Source organism: Streptomyces sp. NPDC005492, assembly GCF_040605995.1.
Lineage (GTDB): Bacteria > Actinomycetota > Actinomycetes > Streptomycetales > Streptomycetaceae > Streptomyces.
Genome location: NZ_JBEXDX010000008.1, coordinates 176,371 through 192,964, shown reverse-complemented (window position 1 = coordinate 192,964; position 16,594 = coordinate 176,371). Strand labels below are relative to the sequence as shown.

General features: G+C 70.1%; 16 protein-coding genes. 8 read left to right on the top strand and 8 right to left on the bottom strand.

Going from position 1 to position 16,594, the window contains the following annotated elements:
- Nucleotides 1-39: 39 nt before the first annotated feature.
- The 3 genes from ABZT04_RS14160 to ABZT04_RS14150 form a co-directional block, all read right to left on the bottom strand.
- Complete coding sequence (locus ABZT04_RS14160) at nucleotides 40-228, bottom strand: hypothetical protein (protein ID WP_356056458.1); 189 nt, start codon at nucleotides 226-228, stop codon at nucleotides 40-42.
- A gap of 231 nt (nucleotides 229-459) precedes the next feature.
- On the bottom strand, nucleotides 460-885 hold the full coding sequence (locus ABZT04_RS14155) for a DUF6082 family protein (protein WP_356056457.1): 426 nt from the start codon (nucleotides 883-885) through the stop codon (nucleotides 460-462).
- Nucleotides 886-1,246: 361 nt separating this feature from the next.
- The gene (locus ABZT04_RS14150; RefSeq protein ID WP_356056456.1) at nucleotides 1,247-1,654 is read right to left on the bottom strand and encodes a helix-turn-helix domain-containing protein; all 408 of its coding nucleotides are present in this window, start codon (nucleotides 1,652-1,654) and stop codon (nucleotides 1,247-1,249) included.
- 89 nt (nucleotides 1,655-1,743) lie between these two features.
- Here ABZT04_RS14150 and ABZT04_RS14145 point away from each other — a divergent pair, with 89 nt between their 5' ends.
- The 5 genes from ABZT04_RS14145 (at nucleotide 1,744) to ABZT04_RS14125 (ending at nucleotide 7,794) form a co-directional block, all read left to right on the top strand.
- Complete coding sequence (locus ABZT04_RS14145; RefSeq protein ID WP_356056455.1) at nucleotides 1,744-2,598, top strand: NAD(P)H-binding protein; 855 nt, start codon at nucleotides 1,744-1,746, stop codon at nucleotides 2,596-2,598.
- A 140-nt stretch (nucleotides 2,599-2,738) separates the two neighbouring features.
- Nucleotides 2,739-3,716, top strand: a complete 978-nt coding sequence (rarD, locus tag ABZT04_RS14140; RefSeq protein ID WP_356056454.1) for an EamA family transporter RarD — start codon at nucleotides 2,739-2,741, stop codon at nucleotides 3,714-3,716.
- A 369-nt stretch (nucleotides 3,717-4,085) separates the two neighbouring features.
- Complete coding sequence (locus ABZT04_RS14135) at nucleotides 4,086-4,826, top strand: DUF3800 domain-containing protein (RefSeq protein WP_356056453.1); 741 nt, start codon at nucleotides 4,086-4,088, stop codon at nucleotides 4,824-4,826.
- Between the two features lie 171 nt (nucleotides 4,827-4,997).
- On the top strand, nucleotides 4,998-7,247 hold the full coding sequence (locus ABZT04_RS14130; RefSeq protein WP_356056452.1) for a hypothetical protein: 2,250 nt from the start codon (nucleotides 4,998-5,000) through the stop codon (nucleotides 7,245-7,247).
- Nucleotides 7,248-7,296: 49 nt separating this feature from the next.
- On the top strand, nucleotides 7,297-7,794 hold the full coding sequence (locus ABZT04_RS14125; protein ID WP_356056451.1) for a VOC family protein: 498 nt from the start codon (nucleotides 7,297-7,299) through the stop codon (nucleotides 7,792-7,794).
- Nucleotides 7,795-7,804: 10 nt separating this feature from the next.
- Here ABZT04_RS14125 and ABZT04_RS14120 read toward each other — a convergent pair whose 3' ends face one another.
- The gene (locus ABZT04_RS14120; protein WP_356056450.1) at nucleotides 7,805-8,464 is read right to left on the bottom strand and encodes a hypothetical protein; all 660 of its coding nucleotides are present in this window, start codon (nucleotides 8,462-8,464) and stop codon (nucleotides 7,805-7,807) included.
- A gap of 1,790 nt (nucleotides 8,465-10,254) precedes the next feature.
- Between ABZT04_RS14120 and ABZT04_RS14115 the strand changes: the two genes are divergently transcribed.
- Together ABZT04_RS14115 and ABZT04_RS14110 are read left to right on the top strand one after the other, a co-directional pair.
- A complete protein-coding gene (locus tag ABZT04_RS14115; protein WP_356056449.1) occupies nucleotides 10,255-10,764 on the top strand; it encodes a hypothetical protein in 510 nt (169 codons plus the stop codon).
- Between the two features lie 109 nt (nucleotides 10,765-10,873).
- On the top strand, nucleotides 10,874-11,464 hold the full coding sequence (locus tag ABZT04_RS14110; RefSeq protein ID WP_356056448.1) for an NAD(P)H-dependent oxidoreductase: 591 nt from the start codon (nucleotides 10,874-10,876) through the stop codon (nucleotides 11,462-11,464).
- Here the strand turns inward: ABZT04_RS14110 and ABZT04_RS14105 are convergent.
- From ABZT04_RS14105 to ABZT04_RS14095, 3 genes are all read right to left on the bottom strand, one after another.
- Nucleotides 11,454-12,329 carry an ABC transporter permease gene (locus ABZT04_RS14105; RefSeq protein WP_356056447.1) on the bottom strand — a complete coding sequence of 292 codons (876 nt, stop codon included), beginning with the start codon at nucleotides 12,327-12,329 and terminating at the stop codon, nucleotides 11,454-11,456. The two genes, ABZT04_RS14110 and ABZT04_RS14105, sit on opposite strands and share 11 nt — an antisense overlap.
- Nucleotides 12,316-13,299, bottom strand: a complete 984-nt coding sequence (locus ABZT04_RS14100; protein WP_356056446.1) for an ABC transporter ATP-binding protein — start codon at nucleotides 13,297-13,299, stop codon at nucleotides 12,316-12,318. Before ABZT04_RS14100 ends, ABZT04_RS14105 begins: the two co-directional genes overlap by 14 nt.
- Nucleotides 13,300-13,378: 79 nt before the next feature.
- Nucleotides 13,379-14,578: a sigma-E factor regulatory protein RseB domain-containing protein gene (locus tag ABZT04_RS14095; RefSeq protein WP_356056445.1), complete on the bottom strand. Its 1,200-nt coding sequence runs from the start codon at nucleotides 14,576-14,578 to the stop codon at nucleotides 13,379-13,381.
- A gap of 298 nt (nucleotides 14,579-14,876) precedes the next feature.
- Between ABZT04_RS14095 and ABZT04_RS14090 the strand changes: the two genes are divergently transcribed.
- The gene (locus ABZT04_RS14090) at nucleotides 14,877-15,395 is read left to right on the top strand and encodes a hypothetical protein (RefSeq protein WP_356056444.1); all 519 of its coding nucleotides are present in this window, start codon (nucleotides 14,877-14,879) and stop codon (nucleotides 15,393-15,395) included.
- A 6-nt stretch (nucleotides 15,396-15,401) separates the two neighbouring features.
- On the opposite strand, the gene ABZT04_RS14085 is transcribed toward ABZT04_RS14090, so the two are convergent.
- Nucleotides 15,402-16,412 carry a polyprenyl synthetase family protein gene (locus tag ABZT04_RS14085; protein ID WP_356056443.1) on the bottom strand — a complete coding sequence of 337 codons (1,011 nt, stop codon included), beginning with the start codon at nucleotides 16,410-16,412 and terminating at the stop codon, nucleotides 15,402-15,404.
- Between the last annotated feature and the right edge of the window lie 182 nt (nucleotides 16,413-16,594).

Sequence of the window (16,594 nt, the reverse complement as noted above, 5' to 3'; positions counted from 1 at the left end):
GGGTGCGGTGCTCGCATCCAGGCCCTCCGTCGTTCGAGGTCATACGTCGGGGATGTCCCGCTTGGCTCTGAGGAGCGTGTCGCGGGTGATGACGACGATGCGCTCGTAGTCGGCACGGGCGGCGTCGGCGGGGAGGAGGGCGTCGAGCTCTTCGGTTCGGTCGGTGCCGATGACCGCGAAAGTGCCGTCACTCAGCTCGAACAGGTCCGGGCACGTTTCGCCATTCATACTCCCTCGCTGACGAGGGGAATCGCCGAGTCGGCGGACAACACTGACACGGGGAAAATCGATGTGCACGGAGACCCTGTTCTAGGGCCGGGCATGAAGAAGCCAGGCCCTCCGATGAGACGTAGCAGACGTCCGACGAAATTTAGCAGGCTTCGCACTAGACACGGATGAAAACCCCTTCCTCATGGACAAGGTTGAATGAGCTTCACCGCTTTGACACTTGACGCCACGTCAGGCGTCGTCCGCCGATCCCACGACCCACCACTCGTCGGGGTCCTCCGCAAGCTCCTCCATGATGAGGTCGACAGCCAGGCCCACTCTCGCTTCGTGCGACTCCCGCGGCAAACTCCGACGGTGTTCGGCGGTCATCCCCCAGTACTCCTTGAACACCTGGTTTCGCGCCAGAACCCGTAAGTATCCGATCATTTCGGCCCACCCGTAGGCGCCGATACGCTGCCCCAGCATGGTCGCGCTGTACTCACGATTGACGAAGAGTAATTGCTTTCGCTTGTTGTCCGACAAGCCGTCAAGCGTGCTCATCGCCGACGCCAGAGCCGGGTCCGCAATCGCGTGATCGACCTGTGCCGCGGTGACGCGATGCAACTGGATCAGATTGGCGTTGCGGATCTCATCGGCGAGGCGAGCGACTTCACCCAAGAGGCCCAAAGCAAGTTCCTCCTGGCGTCGACGCCAGGCCTGACGCGGAAAGGGGATGCGTTTCCGACCGACCCGCGACCGTCCTGCGGAATCGTTCCTTCGCGCATCCGGATTCTCTGTGGCCAATGCGAACCCCCGAGTCAGGCATCCGAACGTCGGCCTGTGGTCCCGTGGGCGGCACGGGAGACCGGCGCGCGGTTGGGCACAACGCCCCGCCCCAGCATGCCCGGCGGCTCAGGGCGGCGTGAGAGGCGGAGAGGGGGCGCATGGATGGACGTACCGCTCATGTCAACCGACGCCCTGACAAGTGTGTGCCCGGCGAGCGCCCGTCGCATGCCTTCGCCCGAGGTGTCGGCGCTGCTCAGCCCAGCCTTTTCGCCGCGTCATATGCCTCCCGCGCCTGCTCCACTTCCCCCATCCGCGCCTCGGTCCACAACGCGAGCCCCCGCACCTGTTCCGCCGCCTCGCGGCCCAGGCCGGTGAGGGAGTAGTCGACGCGGGGCGGGATCACCGGCTTGGCGTCGCGGTGGACGAGGCCGTCCCGCTCCAGGGTCTGCAGGGTCTGGATCAGCATCTTCTCGCTCACCGGCTTCACCCGGCCGACCGCCCGGCGCAGTTCGCTGAAGCGGTACGAGCGGTCGAGGAGTTCGATCAGCACCAGGACGCCCCAGCGGGACATGACGTGTTCCAGGAGCAGGCGGGACGGGCACATCGCCTCGTCCACGTCCCGGCGGGCCGGCATCTTCACTACCTCTGCACTTACCGTCATGCCAGTACCTTACTTCAAAGTGGGTACTTTCGCTGAGTTAGCGCACCTCCTAGGGTTAGCGCCATCGCACCCCACAAGGAGTTGTCATCATGAGCATCGTCGTCACCGGAGCCACCGGACATCTCGGCCGCCTGGTAGTGGAGCAGCTACTGGAGAAGGTTCCCGCAGATCAGGTCACCGCCGTCGTGCGCACCCCGGAGAAGGCCGCCGACTTCGCGGACCGCGGCGCGAAGATCGTGGTCGCGGACTACAACGCCCCGGAGACCTTCGACGGCGTCTTCGCCGCCGGCGACAAGGTGCTGCTGATCTCCGGCAACGAGTTCGACAAGGGCCGGGTCGAGCAGCACAAGGTCGTCATCGCGGCCGCCAAGGCCGCCGGCGTCGCCCTGCTCGCCTACACCAGCGCCCCCGGCAGTCTCACCGCCGCCCTGGCGGACGACCACCGCGGCACCGAGGAGGCGCTGCTGGCCTCCGGTCTGCCGTACGCCCTGCTCCGGAACGGCTGGTACAACGAGAACTACACCGAGCAACTGGCCCCCGTCCTGGAGCACAACGCCGTCGTGGCCGCCGCCGGTGACGGCCGGATCTCCTCCGCCGCGCGCGCCGACTACGCCGCCGCCGCCGTCGCCGTACTGACCGGCGAGGGCCATGAGAACCAGACGTACGAGCTGGGCGGTGACGAGGCGTGGAGCGTGGCCGAGTACGCGGCAGAGCTGAGCCGGCAGACCGGCAAGGAGATCGCCTACAACAACGTCCCCGGCGAGGTGCTCGTCGGCATCCTCACCGGCGCCGGAGTGCCCGAGCCGCTCGCCGTGATCCTCGCCGGAGTCGACGCGTCCATAGAGAAGGGCGAGTTGGTCATCGCCACCGGTGACCTGTCCCGTCTCTCGGGCCGCCCGACCACGCCGATCAGCGAGTCGATCGCGGTCGCTCTCAAGGGCTGACACCCCACCCCCCGCAGGGCCCCGCCCCGCCTGTCATGACCGTATGGCGATACGGGCATGACAGGCGGGGGCGCCCGGCGTTACCTTCGTGCTGGCCGCACAGCCGCGGCCAACGGGTGTGGCGCGCGAAGGAGGGGCCCGTGAGCGGGAAGCCGAAGGGTGAACAGCACCACATAGGACTGCTGAACGGCTTCGCGGCATACGGCATGTGGGGCCTGGTCCCACTGTTCTGGCCACTGCTCAAACCCGCGAGCGCAGCCGAGATCCTCGCCCACCGGATGGTGTGGTCGCTCGCCTTCGTCGCCGTGGCGCTGCTGGTGATCCGGCGCTGGGCCTGGGCCGGTGAACTGCTGCGGCAGCCGCGCAGGTTGGGGCTCGTCACGATCGCCGCGGCCGTCATCACCGTCAACTGGGGCGTCTACATCTGGGCCGTGAACAGCGGTCATGTCGTCGAGGCCTCGCTCGGCTACTTCATCAACCCGCTCGTCACCATCGCGATGGGCGTCCTGCTCCTGAAGGAACGGCTGCGCCCGGCGCAGTGGGCCGCGGTCGGCGTCGGCCTCGCCGCCGTGATCGTCCTGACCGTCGGCTACGGACAGCCCCCGTGGATCTCCCTCTGCCTCGCCTTCTCCTTCGCGACGTACGGCCTGGTCAAGAAGAAGGTCAACCTCGGCGGTATCGAGTCGCTGGCCGCGGAGACCGCGATCCAGTTCCTGCCCGCGCTCGGCTATCTGCTGTGGCTGAACTCCCACGGCAGCCTCACCTTCGCGACCGAAGGCGCCGGCCACGCCGCGCTCCTCGCCTCCACCGGCGTCGTCACCGCACTCCCCCTCGTCTGCTTCGGCGCGGCGGCGATCCGGGTGCCGTTGTCGACACTGGGCCTGCTCCAGTACCTGGCACCGGTCTTCCAGTTCCTGCTCGGCATCCTCTACTTCCACGAGTCGATGCCGCCCGCGCGCTGGGCGGGGTTCGGGCTGGTGTGGCTGGCGCTGGTCGTGCTGACGTGGGATGCGTGGCGTACGGCGCGGCGGGGGGCGCGGGCGGCTCAGGAACGGACGGTCGCGTCGAGTGCGGCCTCCGCCACGGTGAGCACGGAACCGGAGGGCTCGCGGAGCTGAGGCGGCACCTGCGGGTGGAGCGCTGAACTAGTCCTGCGCGCCGACGAATTGATGCTACGTCGGTTCCACGTGCCGCTATCCTTGCCGTGAACGCAATGTGCGGACACATCGTTGTATGGGGCCGGGAATAGTCCCGGAGGCCGTCATCGGGGAGTACCTCGGTCCGGCTACCGCCGACGGGAGTGGCGCTTCCCACGAAGCCTGATCTCCTGTGCGGTGGTGACCGCCGAGGATGCCCGGATGCGGCGTGCCGCGTGGTTGCTGAGGCACCCCACGCCCTGTTCCGGCGGCTTATCCGTACGGCAGGAAGGGACCGGCGATGGCGCCGGGAACAGCCCGGATGTGTCTGTATGCGGAGTTGGTCGAGTCGTGACCTTCACGTCCCCTACGTCCATAGCGATCAGCGCGTCTGGTGTCGCATCCGGGATAGACTCCGCCGCCCCGTTGCGGCTCTACTACATCGACGATTCGGGTGACTCCCGGTCCATCGCCGCGTTCGGTGCGTTGGGCGTCGACATGATCCACAGCAACGACGCAATGCGGCACTGGCTCGCCTTCCGTGCCGAACTCGCCGCAGACGCCCGTCTGTTGATCCCGCAGAGCGCTGCCCTGCATTCGCAGGAGCTGGCCGGTGCCCGGGGCCGTTTCGTGCACCGCTCACGCAGCAGCGACCCAGAACTGCACCGTCAGCACACGCGCGAGGTGATCCTGCGCGGGCTGTACACGGTCGCCCGGATTCCCGGCGCCCGGGTACGGACGGTGTACCGCGAGACGGATGACTACGGCCGCGACCGGCCCGCGCTCTACGCGGCCCTGCTGCAGGACATCAACGCGGATCTCGCGACGACCGGCCACTATGGCTTGCTGATCGTGGACGGCGACGGCACCGAGGCCGCCCTGCGCCGGGCCCATCAGCGCCTGCCGGAGCGGGGGCGCCGGGTCATCGGGGACCCACTATTCCTGCCGTCCCGCGACAGCCACCTGCTGCAGGCCGCCGACATGATCGCGTACGCCGCCTTCCAGTCCATCGCCAAGCGGGAGAGCCGCAGCTTCATGTGGAACTGGTTCGGCTCCGCCCTGCCCGGTGCCGACGGCCCTCGCGCCCTCTGAGCCGGCACAGCAGCCGACGCGGCGGCGGAACGGCAGCAATGCGGCGTAGCGGCGAAAAAGGGTGGGGCCCGGCACACCGCCGGGCCCCACCGGGCCGGACCTGGGTCCCGAAACCTCGGGCCAGGACCGCGTTTCCAGTGTTCCATACCAATCACCCACCACGGAGGGTCCATGTCCAAGCCCGCAAACCGTCCGGTCACAGTGGAGTGGGGCAAGGAGACTGTCGTCGTCTCCGACTTCCCACGCGAACTGCCGGGCGCCTCCAACGTCGACGACCGCATAAAGCTGGTGAACGCGGGAACCGCCAACCGGCTGACCGGTCTCACCGACGACGCCTGGCACGCGGTCGCACGCGCCAGTACGGTGCCCGCACTGGTCGCCCAGCAGCTGAGCAAGCCCGCGGACGACGGCGCGAGCCTCCTGCTGGAGGAACACGTCGACGGCGCCACCCTGCGCTCCGTCCACTCCCGGGTGTGGCTGAGCGAGCTGTTTCCGGGGATCCAGCCCCGGACAAGCCAGGAAAAGCTGGACGAGGACGATCCGAAGGTGATCGGCGAGGCCGACGGCGACCGTCCACTGGCGCTGCTGCACTACCGGTACCGCGACCGGGATCACCTCCGCGCCCACATCGAACAGACCATCTCGGTCACCCTGCACCGCAACTCATACGCCGAATCGATTCTGGCCAGGCGGGTGACCCGGGCACTCATCGTTCACCCCGTGATCTACGAGTTCGAGGACGGCACGGAGCCGGTGACGGCCCTGATCGCGCGCGACGGCATCACGCGGCTCGCGAGCGCGTGGAAGGTGTTCGTCGGCGCGGAGTTCTCCAACGAGAACGTCGCGACACTCGCGGCGGCGACCCTGCTGCACGAGCGCAGGCAGCCAGCGGGCGAACCCAGCAAGCCCCTCACACAGCGCCTGGCGCTGGGCCGCGAGGAGAGCCGCAAGACACTGCACACCTCGTTCACGCAGGAGATCACGGACGCCGCGAACGGCGGCGGCGAGGTCTCGGACCGCGCGGTCCGGATCGCTCAGACCTATCTCGTCCCAGCGCACATCGCCGTGGGCATTGAGGCCCACGAACGCAGCGCGCTGCGCACGGCAGATGTCTTCGACGACGCCCTGCGCTCGATCCTCGCTTCCGTGCACGTCGAGTTCAAACCGTGGGACGAGGCCGCGAAGAACGTGGAGGTGGCCACGCGCGCCCTCAAGCTCGTCGTTCAGACCCGGGCGGTCGAGTGGGGCCTTGAGCAACAGCTCCAGGGTGTGCACGCACTGGCCACAGGACGACTGGGGGAGAGCGAGGTACCGGCGGTCTTCGAGGACGCCACAATCCCTGGGACGGCACTGTGGCGGGCGATCTACCTCGTACACACGCTGACGAGGCCGCCACTCCACGAGGAGCTGAAGAACCGCGCCAAGGACATTAAGAACGACCGCCGAATGTCGACCAAAGGGTACGCCGGGCTGCTCGGCCCCGTTATCGACATGGCGTGGCGGGCAGAGAAGAGCTCGGCACTCGCGCAGGCACGCAACGCCTGGAACAACGGGGGTGTGCTGAGCGCCGACGTACTGTCCGACAACTGGGTCCCCGTGCCCACGGAAGACTTCACGAGCCTCGTCGAACCGGCTCTCCAGGGAGATACGAACGCCCGCTGCACCCTCGCGGTGGCAGGCGGCATCGCCCTGATCGCCGACAAACTCCTCACTCGTAATGTCGGTTCCGCCGTCTCCTCGGACCCGCAGGCGGGCAAGGTGCCGTTCCGCGCCGACGTGTCCGTCGTCATCGGCGGGCTCGCCAAGGAAGGCAACGCGCTGGGCCTATGGTTGCTGGCGCACGCGGCCCAGCGTTTCGAGGCGTCGACGATGCCGAGCAACACTAGCGCCCGTCCCCGGCTCGGCCTACCGCCCGGCGGCCCCCAGCCCTACCAACACGTCATGGTGGATCTCACCGCCCCGGACCGGGTGGCGCGGGATGGCGGCGCAGAGAAGGCGTTGAGCACGTGGGACGTCGTGTACGCGTCTGACGAGTCGCGCGCCAGGAAGCGAATGCCGGTCACGGGCACAGTGACGGCCTCCCCCTTGGCACCGGCCCCGGTCTTCCCCACGCCACTCCCGCCGACCGCGGGGACGCCGAATCTGCGCAAGCCCTCCACGGCCCAGCAGAAGGACGACCACCGCCGAGTGCTGGCAGGGCAGTTGGACGACGCCAAGGAGACCCTGCGCGCGCTGGAGGATCTGGGCCGGGGCACGACGTACCCACCCCTCCTGGGAGCCACCGAAGAGTGGTCGAAACTGCTGGAGGCGGCCGTCGACATCCTCACCACCATCAAGGAGCACAAGCCGAAAGAGGCCGAGGACAACGAGGAAGATGAAGAAGGCGAAGGAGGGGAAGACGACGAGGCCGCCTCGGCCTGAGCACACGGTTCCCGCCCGCTCACCCCGGCGGGCGCTATAAGTGGTTTCCATGACGCAGACGCCCGCACAGCCCGCCGCCGTCCCTGACCCAGGCCCCACCCCCGTGCACTGGAAACTGGTCGTCGACTGCGCGGATCCCCACGCGCAGGCGGACTTCTGGGCCGCCGCACTCCACTACGAGGCCGAGGACAACAGCGCGCTCGTCGAACGGTTGCTGGAGGTCGGCGCGCTGCCCGCCGCGGCGACCGTCAGCTTTCACGGCCGCCCGGCCTTCCGGGATCTGATGGCCGTACGGCATCCCGACGATCCGTACGACAAGGAGCGCGGCACCGGGCTGGGGCGGCGGCTGCTGTTCCAGCGCGTGCCGGAGGCGAAGTCGGTGAAGAACCGTCTGCATCTCGATCTGCATCCCGGTGAGGGGCGGCGGGAGGCCGAGGTGGAGCGGCTGACGGGGTTGGGGGCGAGCGTGCTGCGGCGGGTGTCGGAGCCCGCCGGAGCGTGGGTGGTGATGGCGGACCCCGAGGGGAACGAGTTCTGCGTGGCGTAGACGGGCGGGCTCAGCCGGTGTGCTTGCGGGCGCGTTCGGTGAGGCGGCCCATGCGGGCGCGGGCGGACTCCAGTTGCTCTATGTCGTCGACGGCGGGGCCGTCCTCGGTGGCGAGTTCGGTCCACAGGTCGATCAGGTCGCGGCCGAGTGCCAGGCCCTGCTCCGGGTCGCGTACGGCGCGCCAGGCGGTGGCGGCGCTCTGGACGTTGCCGTAGGCGGCCTCCGCGTCGTGCGCACGGTGGCGGATGCGGGCGAGATCGAGGGAGAGGTGGAAGGAACGGAGCGGGTCACCGGCCAAGTAGGCGATGTAGGCGGTGAGTTCGCGCAGCCGCAGCACCTCGGGGTGCTCCGGCCCGAGCCGGCCCGCCGCCTCGTCGACGGTCCGCTCCGCCAGCCCCGCCGCCTCCTCGATCCGCCCCGCCTTGACGGCCTCGTTGATCAGCCCCATCGGCTCCACGAGAAACGCGGCCCCGGCACCGTCGGTCACCAACGGTTCGTCCCCGAGCACGGCTTCGGCAACAGCGTCGAACCCACGCGCGGGCGTCGGCTTGGGGTCGGGCTCGGGCGCGGTCAGCGCGAGATCGGGGATGGGGATGGGCGCGGGCCGCTGAACACGCTCGGGGACATACGCCGCTCCGGACAGGTCGACTGCGGCGGGCCGCGCGTCCATGGGGGGCGGGACGTCGGCGAGGGGCCCAGCGCCGGCGACCCGCGAGGCGTCTACGGCTGGCGAAGCGCCCGCGACCGGCGGCGCGGCCCTGCCCGGTAGAGCACCTGCGGCCGGCGGGGCACCCACAGCCCGCGGAGCATCCACTACCGGCGAGGCACCCGCCCCTGGCGACGCATCCGCGCCCGGCCACGCGCCCGCCGGCGGAGCGCCCATGCCGGGCCGTGCGCCCGCAACCGGCGGAGCTTCCGTCACCGGCGGGACATCTGCGCCCGACGACGCACCCGTGACTGACCGAGAACCCATCACCGGCAGCGGTCCGCGGTCCGGCGACCCGCCCGCGCCCGGCGGTACATCCGGGGTCGGCGAAGCGCCTGCGACCGGCCAAGCGTCCATGGCTGACGAGGCGCCCACGGCCGGCGCTCCGCTCGCGACCGACGGGGCGCCCACAACCGGCCGAGCACCCAGAACCGGCGGGGCATCCGCACCCGGCACGGCATCCCTACGCGGTGGAGCATCCGACACCGGCCCTCCATCCCAACGCGGCGGGGCTCCCGCGCCGGGCGAAGTGCCCGCGGCCGGCAGTTCGGCCAGGCCTGGTAGGGCGCCCGCAACCGGCGGAGCGTCCGACACCGGCAACGCACCCGCGCCCCGCGGAGCACCCATGCCCGGCCGAGCTCCCGCAACCTGCGGAGCGTCCGACACCGGCGGGGCATCCGCGGCCCACGGAGCGTCCACTACCGGCGGGGCACCCGCACCCGGCGAAACATCCCCGCCCCGCGGAGCATCCGCACCCACACCCGGCGAAACATCCTCCCCCGGCACCGCATCCGCGCCCACCCCCGCCACCCCACCCATAACCGGCGGCGGCCCAAACGCCCCCGTCGGAGGCTGGACCAACCCAAGCGGCGTACCGCCCTGGGCCGCCGACTCCGGTACCGCGTGCAAGGGGAACGTCGGTGCCGACTCCCCCGCCGACTCGGGCACCGCCCGCAACGGGAACGTCGGTACCACCTCTCCCCCCGGCCCCTCCGCCACCGCCCGCAGCCGATGCGTCACCGGATCACCGCTCGGGCGACGGTCCTCGGGGTCCCCCTCCGCCCCGGAGTCCGATCCTGACCCCGATGCCGAGCCAGGTGCCGATCCCGAACCCACTGCCGGGCCCGGCACCGACGGGACCCCGGCCGCCCCCGGTGGAAGCGCGACCGGCGCTGCCGGGACCGACGGAACCACTCCCGGCGCAGGCGGAACCGCCCCCACCCCCGTCGCCCGCGGCTCCCCCGAGAAGTGGCTCGAGCCGTCCGGGTCGATCCTGAGCGGTACGACGTAGCCGATGCGGTCGTCGTGGATCGTCGCCTGGACGGAGTTGCCGGTGGCCGTGGCGATGCGGTGGAGGTGGCTGAGGACCGCCTGTTGGATCTCCTCGCCGGGGGGCACGGTGACCGGTACGCCACCGATCGACGCGGCGCCGTCCACGGGTACCCGTACCTCGAAGGGTGCCGAGCGTGCGGCTCGCTTCTGTTCCCGCTTCTTCTCGCGGCTGAGTCGAGTCATCGGTTCCCTCACTCGCATGCGTCGGGGAGTCGGTCGGAAGCGGCTACGGATCCCATGGTGCCCCCATGGAATCCTTCCCGCCGACGGGCCCACGCTCCCCAGCGTCAAGATCCGTTCGTACGCGTACTGTTGAGTCTCGCCGTTTCCTTCCGGTTCTCCGGTCACCGCGACGTCACAGCCTCGTCCCAGGAGTTCGCGGGCCCCTCGGATTCGGCGGGCCACGAAGGAGGAGTGCGGTCATGCAGACGGGTGGACGGCAGGGGCCGGAGATCTGGCTCCGCGGACCAGTGGACGACGCGCCCGAGCGCCCCTCCGGCAACCCCGCCACCGCGCGCCGCTTCTCCTGGGTCGCCACCCACGGCGGCGCCGGCGTCACCACCCTCACCGCTGTCTACGGCGGCCAGGACTGCGGACGCGACTGGCCCGGGCCGCAGGACCCGCCGTCGGTGCTGCTCGTCGCCCGCACCCACGCCTCCGGGCTGGCCTCCGTCTCCCGCGCCCTGGAGGTCTTCCGGCGCGGCGAGGCGCCCGCGGGGCTCGACCTCGACGCGGTCGTCCTCGTCGCGGACGCACCGGGGCGGCTGCCCCGACAACTCGCCCCTCACCTCAAGGCCATCGAGTCGGTGATCGACGTCTACCGCGTGCCGTGGGTACCGGCCTGGCGCGTCGGCGACCTCAGCGGTGCGCCGCCCCGCGAGGCGGAGACACTGGCCCGGCTCACGGGGACACCGGCCCGGCGCACTCGCTGACGTACAGCAGCAGTCCGTCAACCAACAAGCACCCCTTGGACAAGTGATTGCGTGCGCATATAATGCATGCAGATGTAATCGTCGCGCGCCCACTACCCCTGGGGGACCCATGACCCGCCGCTTCCTCTTCGTGCTGGGCAGCGCCCGCGCCGAGGGCAACACCGAACTGCTCGCCCGCCGGGCCGCCGAGCAACTGCCCCCGGACGTGGAGCGGCAGTGGATCGACCTCGCGGCACATCCACTGCCCGACTTCGAGGATCTCCGCCACGACACCGACCACGTGCGTCCGACGATCGGCAATACCGCTCGCCTGTTCGACGCAACGCTCGCGGCGACGGACATCGTGATCGTGTCGCCGTTGTACTGGTACTCGGTGTCCGCACAGGTCAAGCGATACCTCGACCACTGGTCGGGCTGGCTGCGCACACCGGACGTCGAGTTCAAGGCGACCATGGCGGGACGGACCCTCTGGGGTGTCACCGTGCTGGCGCACGAGGAGTTCGAGGTCGCCGACCCGCTGATCGGTACCCTCGCCAACTCGGCCGCGTACCTGGGGATGCGCTTCGGCGGGGTGCTGCTCGGCAACGGCAGCAAGCCCGGTGACGTGCTCAAGGACACCGATGCCCTCGCGCGCGCGAAGACGTTCTTCGCGCAGGAGGCCCCGCTGGCCCGGTTCCCCTACGAACAGCTCACGCCGTGATGTCCTTCGCCGTGAACCTCGCCCACGCCGCCGAGCCGAACACCGCCGCGTACAGGGCCTGGAGTCCGAGGTTCTTCACCAGGTCGTCCCAGTAGACCGGTTCACGCATGAGGTCGGCGAAGGACAGCCAGTAGTGGGAGAAGAAGTACGGCTGGAGCGCGTGCAGTTGGGGGATCTGGTCGAGGATCTGGACGGTGATCAGCAGGCCCACGGTCGTCGCCATCGCCGCGATGCCGCTGCTCGTCATCGTCGAGATGAACAGGCCCAGGGCCGCGATGCCGATGAGGGACGCGGCGACCACCAGCGCGATCAGCAACGCCCGGCCGAGGCCCTCGGCGAAGCTGATCTGGGTGCCGGAGATCGTCGTCAGGTCGCCGAGTGGGAAGAGCAATGCCCCGACGGTCAGTGCCGAGAGCGCCACCACCAAGGTCGCCACCAGGCAGAACGTCATCACCGTCACGTACTTGGTGAGCAGCAGGCGGGTGCGGCCGGCCGGGGCCACCAGGAGGTAACGCAGGGTGCCACCGCTCGCCTCGCCCGCGATGGCGTCGCCCGCGACGACTCCGATGGCCATGGGCAGGAAGAAGGGGAGGGTCGCGGCCAGGGCCGTGAACACCAGGAACAGGCCGTTGTTGGTGATCTGCGCGATGAACGCCGGTCCCCCGCCGCCGTCCCCGCGCCCGGGCGAGGACCCGTCCTGTGTCTCCAGCTTGACCGCGATACCGACCAGGATCGGCACGGCGGCCAGCACACCGAGCAGCGCGAGCGTGCGCCAGCGGCGGAAGGTGGTCACCAGCTCGCTGCGCAGCAGCCCGAAGGTCCATGTGAACTGGGGCGCCCGTACGGCGACTTCAGCCTGCGACATCGAAGCCCTCCCCCGTGAGCGCCACGAACGCGTCCTCCAGGGAAGCCCGTTCGACCCCGAAGCCGCGGACGCGGACCCCGGCGGTCACCAACGCCTTGTTCACCTCGGCGAGTTCACGCTCGGGCGGCTCGGCCGTCACCCGATCCTCCGCTACGACCACGTCCGCCAGCCCCTGTTCCTTCAGCACCCGTGCCGCGTCCCCGGCGTCAGGTGTCGTCACGAAGAGCCGGCCTCTGGTGCCCGCCGCCAGCTCGGCCACCGAGCCCTGGGTGATCAGCCTGCCCTGGGCCATGACGGCCGCGTGGGTGCAGACCTGCTCGATCTCGTCGAGGAGGTGGGAGGAGAGGAAGACGGTCGTGCTCTCCGAGGCCAACTCCCGGATCAGGGACCGGATTTCACGCATGCCCTGGGGGTCGAGGCCGTTGGTCGGCTCGTCCAGGACGAGCAGTTTGCGGGGCTGGAGCAGGGCGGAGGCGAGGCCCAGCCGCTGTTTCATGCCCAGGGAGTACGCCTTGGCCTTCTTGCCCGAGGCCGCCGTCAGGCCCACCCGGTCGAGGGCAGCGGCGACGCGGGTGCGCCGGGTGCGCGGGTCGGCGGTCGGGTCGGCGGCGTCGTAGCGCAGGAGGTTGTCGCGGCCGGAGAGGAAGCCGTACAGGGCGGGGCCCTCGATCAGGGCGCCGACGTGCGGCAGGACAGTGCGGACGGATCTCGGCATGGGGCGGCCCAGGACGCGGGCCGTGCCGGAGGTGGGTTCGATCAGGCCCATCAGCATGCGGATGGTGGTGGTCTTGCCCGAGCCGTTCGGGCCGAGGAAGCCGAAGACGCTGCCCGTCGGGACGGTCAGGTCGAGACCGTCCACGGCGAGCTGCCCGCCGCGGAAGCGCTTGGTGAGACCGCGGGTGGCGATGATGCCGTCACCCGCGTCCACCACCGGCGTTGATTCCGGCTCCGTGGCGGACCGTTCGTCCATCGGCTCCCTCAATTTCCCTGTCTCCGTACGGTAGTTGCTTACCTCCCGGGTTACTTCCCGGGCTCCGTACGGTAGTTGGCTACTTCGCCGCGTTCGCCGCCTTCACCAGCGCGCTCTTGTTCACCGCGCCGACGTACACCTTGCCGTCGTCGGTGACCAGGGCGTTGACCAGGCGGGTCGAGAAGACCGTGCCCGAGCCGAAGTCGCCCTTGACCTGGTCGCCGAGCGAACCGAGGAAGCCGCCGAGGTCGCCGCCGCCGGCCGAGGAGCCGGACGGGACGCCCTGGCCGCCGGTGTCGAAGGTGGCGATGGAGTTCCAGCCCTTGCCGAGGACCGTGAGGTCGTCGAGACCCTTGCCGAGGTCCTCGTCGGACTTGGCGGAGTGGTCCGGGGCCGCCTTCGTGGCGCTGTCCTCCGTGGTGACCTTCGCGCCCTTGGGCGTCTTGAAGTCGAAGGTCGACGCGGCCGGCTTGCTCAGGCTGAGCTGGGTGAAGCCGACGTCGACGACGGCCGCGCCGCCGCTCGCCGGGGTGAGCGTGAACTTGAGCGGCAGGCCCGTCTTCGAGTCCACCGCGATGCTGATCGCGCCCACCGTCGTGCCGGACTGCTTGGGCTTGATCAGCAGCTTGTAGGCGTCGCGACCCGCGACGTGCTCGGTGCCGTCGACCGTGACCGAGGTGGTGTCGTCGATCGACTTCAGCGCCTCGTCGGTGAGGCCCTTGGGCGTCGCCCTGGTCTCGTCGCTCTTCGAGGTGTCGTCGGCGGCCGTGCCGTGGAAGACCTCGTTCGACTGGCTGTCGTAGCCCCAGATGTCCTTGCCGTTGTGGATGAGGCTGTACTCCGCCGCGTTCTCCAGCAGGGAGACCTTCTGCTTGTCGGGGCCGTCGGCCGCGACGCGCAGGGTGTGGGTGCCGGTGGCCAGCTCGGTGAGCTTGCCCGTCGGGTCGGCGGAGGAGCCGTCGCCGGACTTCGTGGCGCCGGACATCACGCTGCTCTCCAGGCCGCCGAGGTCGGGCAGGCCCAGGTCCGTGCTGATCTTCACCGTGCCGGAGAGCTGCTGCACGTCCGACTTGGCGACCTTGTCGAGGAGTTGCTGAGCGGTGATCTTCGGCAGGTTCGGGTCGCCGGAGTCGGCGAGCGCCGGGACCAGTCCGATCGTCGCGGCCGCCACCCCCACCACGGTGACCGGGACGATGTACCGCGCCGCCCTGCGCCGCCCGGACCGGAGCTCGTCGGCCTCTCCGGTGTCCGTGCTGTCGTCGGTTTCGTACGGTGCCATGTCTGCCTTACCTCCGTCGTCGGCGGCGGCCTGCCCCCTGTACTGGTCCCACTCTCAGCCGCCATTCTCACCCGAATCGGTGAGGAGTGGTGTTTTCCGTGTTCTCCATCTGACCAAATCCGCCGGGGATAAGCGTCAGACCCGGGAGGCAACTCCGCGTACTCCTGCGGTATGACACACGGCTGCGGTGCCTCCCCGAAACCCCTAGGGGGAAGACGCCGCGCGGCACATCGAGTAACAAACAGCCCGAATACGTACCTATGGGTGGCACCGCCCACCATCGACCAAAGGGGTCGCCATGCACGCCACCCACCACCTCACCGGGTACGCGGCCACGGGCGCCGCGATCCTGACCCTCACACTCGCCGGCTGCGGAAGCGGCGGCGGGCACGGGTCCGCGGCCGGCACACCGGCCGCGGCCACCACGGCGACGACGCTCATGACCGCCAAGGTCGGCAAGGTGGGCACCGTCGTCACCGACGGCAAGGGGTACGTCCTCTACCGCTTCGACGCGGACTCGGTCCACCCGACCAAGGTCACCTGCTACGGCACCTGCGCGGCAGTCTGGCCGGCCGCGACCGTCAAGGGCTCCGTGACCGTCAAGGGCATCGACAAGAACCTCGTCTCCACGGTGAAGCGCTCCGGCGGGACCTCGCAGCTCACGCTGGCGGGCTGGCCCCTGTACCGGTACGCCGAGGACCACGGGCCCAAGGAAGCCCACGGCCAGGGCGTGGACGGCACCTGGTGGGCGGTGACACCCACCGGGGCGAAGGCCACGACCGCCACCACCTCCAGTACGGGAGGCGGCGGCTACTGAGCGGCCTCAGCCCGCCCGGTGCACCACCGCGTCGCACAGCTCCAGGAGGGCGACCTTCGCGTCGCACTCGGGGAGGGGGGCGAGGGCCGCGCGGGCGTCCTCGGCGTACCGGACGGTGTCCCGGCGGGCCTGCTCCAGGGCCGGGTGGGAACGGAGGCCGGAGAGGGCCTCGGCGAGGCGGGCGTCGTCCGTGAGGTCGGAGTCGAGCAGTTCGCACAGGGCGACGTCCTCGGCGAGGCCGAGGCGGTCGGCCCGCTCGCGGAGCCGGAGCACCGGCAGGGTGGGGATGCCCTCGCGCAGGTCCGTGCCCGGGGTCTTGCCGGACTCATGGCCGTCGGAGGCGATGTCCAGGACGTCGTCGGCGAGTTGGAAGGCGACACCGAGCCGCTCGCCGTACTGGGTGAGGACGTCCACGATCGTGTCGTCGCAGCCGGACATCATCGCGCCGAAGCGGCAGGCGACCGCGACGAGCGAACCGGTCTTGCCGGCCAGCACGTCGAGGTAGTGCTCGACCGGGTCGCGGCCGTCGGAGGGTCCGGCCGTCTCCAGGATCTGGCCGGTGACCAGGCGTTCGAACGCCTCGGCCTGCACCCGCACCGCCTCGGGGCCGAGGTCGGCCAGGGTGTGCGAGGCACGCGCGAAGAGGAAGTCGCCGGTGAGGACCGCTACCGAGTTGCCCCAGCGGGTGTTGGCGCTCTCCACTCCGCGCCGCACGGCCGCCTCGTCCATCACGTCGTCGTGGTAGAGCGTGGCGAGGTGGGTCAGCTCGACGACGACGGCCGAGGGCACGACACCCGGCGCGTACGGATCGCCGAACTGCGCGGCGAGCATCACGAGGAGCGGCCGGAACCGCTTCCCGCCCGCGCGCACGAGGTGCTGGGCGGCCTCCGTGATGAAGGGGACCTCGCTCTTGGTGGCTTCGAGCAGACCCTCCTCGACGGCCGTCATTCCGGCCTGGACATCGGCTTCCAGAGCCTGGTCCCGCACGCTCAGCCCGAACGGCCCGACGACGGTCACGAGGGGTCTCCTGTCTGCTGGTGTCCCTGGGCGGTCACACGGATTGTCGATAGGTCGCTGCCATCACTCAAGTCAGCGTATCCGGTCGGCTTTCGATCACAGGTGCCACCCACCCCAGTGCAGGGCGGGCGGTATCGGATCACGACCGGTATGTTTTTGATCATCTGATATGAACGGATAAC

Excerpts from the sequence above, each read along its gene's own strand:
- ABZT04_RS14120 (WP_356056450.1), bottom strand. The coding sequence starts at position 8,464 with ATGGACGCGCGGCCCGCCGCAGTCGACCTGTCCGGAGCGGCGTATGTC.
- ABZT04_RS14160 (WP_356056458.1), bottom strand. The coding sequence starts at position 228 with ATGAATGGCGAAACGTGCCCGGACCTGTTCGAGCTGAGTGACGGCACT.
- ABZT04_RS14145 (WP_356056455.1), top strand. The coding sequence starts at position 1,744 with ATGAGCATCGTCGTCACCGGAGCCACCGGACATCTCGGCCGCCTGGTA.
- ABZT04_RS14105 (WP_356056447.1), bottom strand. The coding sequence starts at position 12,329 with ATGTCGCAGGCTGAAGTCGCCGTACGGGCGCCCCAGTTCACATGGACC.
- ABZT04_RS14095 (WP_356056445.1), bottom strand. The coding sequence starts at position 14,578 with ATGGCACCGTACGAAACCGACGACAGCACGGACACCGGAGAGGCCGAC.
- ABZT04_RS14115 (WP_356056449.1), top strand. The coding sequence starts at position 10,255 with ATGCAGACGGGTGGACGGCAGGGGCCGGAGATCTGGCTCCGCGGACCA.
- ABZT04_RS14100 (WP_356056446.1), bottom strand. The coding sequence starts at position 13,299 with ATGGACGAACGGTCCGCCACGGAGCCGGAATCAACGCCGGTGGTGGAC.
- ABZT04_RS14110 (WP_356056448.1), top strand. The coding sequence starts at position 10,874 with ATGACCCGCCGCTTCCTCTTCGTGCTGGGCAGCGCCCGCGCCGAGGGC.
- ABZT04_RS14090 (WP_356056444.1), top strand. The coding sequence starts at position 14,877 with ATGCACGCCACCCACCACCTCACCGGGTACGCGGCCACGGGCGCCGCG.
- ABZT04_RS14150 (WP_356056456.1), bottom strand. The coding sequence starts at position 1,654 with ATGACGGTAAGTGCAGAGGTAGTGAAGATGCCGGCCCGCCGGGACGTG.
- ABZT04_RS14130 (WP_356056452.1), top strand. The coding sequence starts at position 4,998 with ATGTCCAAGCCCGCAAACCGTCCGGTCACAGTGGAGTGGGGCAAGGAG.
- ABZT04_RS14125 (WP_356056451.1), top strand. The coding sequence starts at position 7,297 with ATGACGCAGACGCCCGCACAGCCCGCCGCCGTCCCTGACCCAGGCCCC.